The sequence below is a fragment of the Wolbachia endosymbiont of Drosophila barbarae genome, assembly GCF_044752445.1.
Lineage (GTDB): Bacteria > Pseudomonadota > Alphaproteobacteria > Rickettsiales > Anaplasmataceae > Wolbachia > Wolbachia pipientis.
Map to the genome: position 1 here is coordinate 1 of NZ_JBIXJM010000214.1, position 3,600 is coordinate 3,600.

The 3,600-nt window shown below is 35.0% G+C and carries 6 protein-coding genes; 5 read left to right on the forward strand and 1 reads right to left on the reverse strand.

Translation table 11 applies throughout. The annotated features are described in order from the left end of the window. Positions 1 to 11: 11 nt before the first annotated feature. Complete coding sequence (locus ACIPNH_RS04875; RefSeq protein ID WP_400772022.1) at positions 12 to 134, reverse strand: hypothetical protein; 123 nt, start codon at positions 132 to 134, stop codon at positions 12 to 14. 83 nt (positions 135 to 217) lie between these two features. On the opposite strand from ACIPNH_RS04875, the gene ACIPNH_RS04880 reads away from it, so the two are divergent. The 5 genes from ACIPNH_RS04880 (at position 218) to ACIPNH_RS04900 (ending at position 3,027) form a co-directional block, all read left to right on the forward strand. Next, entirely contained in the window at positions 218 to 529 is a 312-nt protein-coding gene (locus tag ACIPNH_RS04880; RefSeq protein ID WP_151807564.1) for an ECH_0659 family protein, read from the forward strand. A 136-nt stretch (positions 530 to 665) separates the two neighbouring features. Continuing rightward, complete coding sequence (locus tag ACIPNH_RS04885; RefSeq protein WP_400772024.1) at positions 666 to 1,214, forward strand: head-tail connector protein; 549 nt, start codon at positions 666 to 668, stop codon at positions 1,212 to 1,214. A 187-nt stretch (positions 1,215 to 1,401) separates the two neighbouring features. Continuing rightward, positions 1,402 to 1,812, forward strand: a complete 411-nt coding sequence (gene gp17 / locus ACIPNH_RS04890; RefSeq protein ID WP_400772026.1) for a tail completion protein gp17 — start codon at positions 1,402 to 1,404, stop codon at positions 1,810 to 1,812. Then, complete coding sequence (locus tag ACIPNH_RS04895; RefSeq protein ID WP_264723746.1) at positions 1,787 to 2,176, forward strand: phage tail protein; 390 nt, start codon at positions 1,787 to 1,789, stop codon at positions 2,174 to 2,176. The genes gp17 and ACIPNH_RS04895 overlap by 26 nt, the downstream gene beginning before the upstream one ends. 65 nt (positions 2,177 to 2,241) lie before the next feature. Further along, complete coding sequence (locus ACIPNH_RS04900; protein WP_182364772.1) at positions 2,242 to 3,027, forward strand: hypothetical protein; 786 nt, start codon at positions 2,242 to 2,244, stop codon at positions 3,025 to 3,027. The last annotated feature ends 573 nt before the right edge of the window (positions 3,028 to 3,600 follow it).

The window sequence follows — 3,600 nt, forward strand, 5'->3', positions numbered from 1 at the left end:
TAGTTAGCCTTTCATAAGTAGCGATGCAACAAAGCCATCCCAGTGTCAAGCACTGGGATGACAAGAAGAGAGGGTACTTGGATAAGAGTCATTGCCCTCCTGGTAGGCTCAAATTGCAATGTTCGTACAGTCATGAGTTACACAGTAGTGCGAATTTTTTACTTTGGTAGTTTTTTTATTACAGTTATAATCATAAAAGTAGTTGAGTTTAATTAATATGAAAACTTTTACGAAAAACTCTAAGAGTAATGGAAAAAAGCTAGAGGAGTTTAATAAGGAAATTGAAGATATAACAACTATAGCTCAAGATAAATTTGCACATGAACTTGAAAATATCGCATATGACAGTGTGCAAAAATTTCGCAGTCTGCTTGCTAAAGAGTTAAACTCCACCTTCAATAATATTCATTCTCAAAATGTCAATCTACTAAAATCTAGCCTAGTTGAATATGCTATAAGTTCAAATTTTATCAACAAAAAAGGAGAAACAGCTTTAATACGTTCTCTTCTTAATATATTCATACGATAAAGCACTCAGAGTTGTTGCTGCGCCAATTTAACTTAATGTTGCATGCAAGCTGCATAGCTAAAGTAAGTAAGATTTACCCCACGCTGTCACGAGGTAAACCTTACTTATTCTAGCTATATCAAAAAGGAGGGTTATTATGTCAATAAGATCTACTTCACCAAGAATATCTGTGCAACGTAAATCTAAGCCTGAATCTTTTCCAGTTACTTTAGAAGAGGTTAAATCTTTTTTACGCATTGAGAACGACCAGGATGATAAGTTGATTTCAGATCTAATTTTTATGGCTACTGATTATGCTGAGCGGCATATGGAAAAGTCACTGGTGAAACAAACATGGCAAGTTTCATATGAAGATTATGTACCTCGTAGGATCTATTTAAGCTATGGCCCTGTGAGTAAGATAGTATTGGCTACTGCAATGATGTCTAAAAATCAAGAGAAGAGAACACTTAAGTATTATTTTAGTGATGTAGGGGGCTACGTTGAGTTTTTCAATTGTTTGAATGCAATAAGAGTTGATGTTGTATACGAAGCTGGTTATGACAATGTTCCTGAGCAGATAAAACTAGGTATTATGCGGCATGTTTCTGCTCTTTACAAAAATCGTGAATCGGAGGTAAGTAGCCATTTGTCTGAAGTGAAGAAGGTATATTCTCCGTTTCGCGAACCAAAGGTTGTTTTGTAGCTCTTTCTGGTCATTCAAACTGGGCTACTACGTCATACCGTTACGGATAGATCCCGCTAACAAGCAGCGGTATCTCAGCCGCTAACACGTAGCGGAATGACAGCAGTCCTACGTCATACCGTCACGGATAGATCCCGCTAACAAGTAGCGGGATGACGAGTTTCTATATATCTTTCGAGGGTTAATCATGGAAAAAATTCAAGCTATAAACGAGTTGTACAATAGCGTTTATGCAGCACTAAAAGCAAATTCTGATTTAAGGAAATATGTTACTAACATTTATGACTACTTACCTAAACAGGTCACCATTCCTTACCTGAGATTGCGTGTAGTGAATTATAATAACCTGCATATGCTGTCCAATTTTGCTACAAAGGCAAGATTTTCATGCGACATATATACTTATCATATAGACAGTATGGTTGCCATTATAAGGCATATTAACTTGATACTTAAGAGTATTAAATATTCTGATAATGAAACTATTTTGGAAAGTAATTGTGCTATGAGTCAGCACGATGAAATTTTACATTCAACAATTAATTTTGATATTTTAATAAAAGGAGGTGATAATGAGCAAATTACAGCTAAAAATTAAAGATCATGACAATAATTTTATTGTGTTAAATAATATAAGAAACCTAAGGTTTACTTTGCGTAATAACAGAGAAGAGGTGAAAGATATTTCTTCTTTTGGCTGGAGAAAAGTATTGGACTCTGCTGGAAGCAGACATATTACGATAAAAATTAATGGAATTTTAGACTCTGTATTAGCTGATGAATTATTACGTAATTCTGCTATGCTAAACTCTAATAATGATTATGAAATTAGTTTTAATGCTAAGGAAAAGATAAGGCTTAGGTGTTCAGTTGAATTGTATGAGAGGTATTATGATCCTGTTACTTTTGACAGCTTTACTGTAGTTTTAACTAGTGCTGAAGTTGTAAACGCTTTTCATTAATGTTAATTTAATCTTTTTATATACAATAGTAACTGGTGAGAATTTTAACTAAATTAAAAAAAATCATGAACGACAAAGACCTTTTCGAGGAAGACGGTGATGATATTGAAGAAAATAACGATGATAAAAGAGAGAAAAGTTTAGAAAATGAAAATCAGCAAAATCAAGAAGAACAACACAAAGAGGAAGATAAGCAATACATAATACAGTATATTCAAGACTATTTGAAAGTTTTTGAGGATATTCTAAATCAGATCGACGAAGGAATTGATAATTCGGATAGTTACGAAAGGACTATGCAAATAAAGCGAAGCATAGACAGGCTCATAGAGACTTTATATAGTCAGGCTGCGTCTGAAGATATTGATGCAGAATTTGAAACTACCAAACACACTCGCGATAAATCAGAATCTATGAAAAGAGTTAGAGAGAAGAGAAGAAAGCAAGTGATAGAAGAAGTATTAAGTAGCATGTTTGCCCAGCAACAAAAGGAGCTAATGAACGCTAAACACTTAAGTCATGGACATGAAACAGCAAAAGATGGGGATGTCCACGAAGCAAAGGAAAAAGTGAAGTCTTCAATCAGGGGAGTGTTGTTTTCGGTGATTGCTCATAGGATGGATCCAAGAAGGAGGGCAGGGGAAACTGCTGACGGTAACGAAAAGCAAGCTCATATATATGGCAGGGAAGCAGTTGGTGGAGCTTTAGGTGCATTGTTAAAAACGTTTTTAACAGCAGTTATTGCCGTTGTGCGTGAAATTGCTAAGCCACTTCAGAAACCGGAAACATCTTTTGCAAAACAAGTTGAAGAAAGCAGAAACGCAGATTCACAAAAGGGTCGATCTGTGTAGATTTCTCCTTGTAATAATCTTTCGATTCTACTGTCTGTTAATTCAAATTAGGGTTATAAAACTTTAGAAGCCAGCTCTTATATAACCAATTTATAGCAAGAAATTACGATACAAAAATCAGCGTCCGTTAGAAAATAAACATAACACAGGGTGATAGAGTTGCCCCTATCCATAAGCGTCAGTTAAGCTCAAAATTGTAAGCTTAAAATATGGTTGAATAATTATTAATAATAGTATATAATTATTAACGTTTTTCAGGCATTTTTGTTATGGGTGCGCCAAGTAAGCGTTTAGAATACAGTTGGTGAAAATCCAACTTAGGCAAAGTCTAGCCAACAGCCTAGAACAGACCATTATGCTGCGTGAGGTAACGAGCGTAGTAAAGCTAATGGAATGGACAATATAGGGTGCAATGAAAATTGACCTTACCCAGAAAAAGTGGAGAGAAAGTGTGGAATGTTTTTTACAAAAAGAATGATGCATCAAATTGTTCTGGAATGCAATAGTTATAGCTCTTTTCATAGAAGTCCGGATGTGATAAGATAAGGATAGAAGATGATAAGGAGGTTGAGT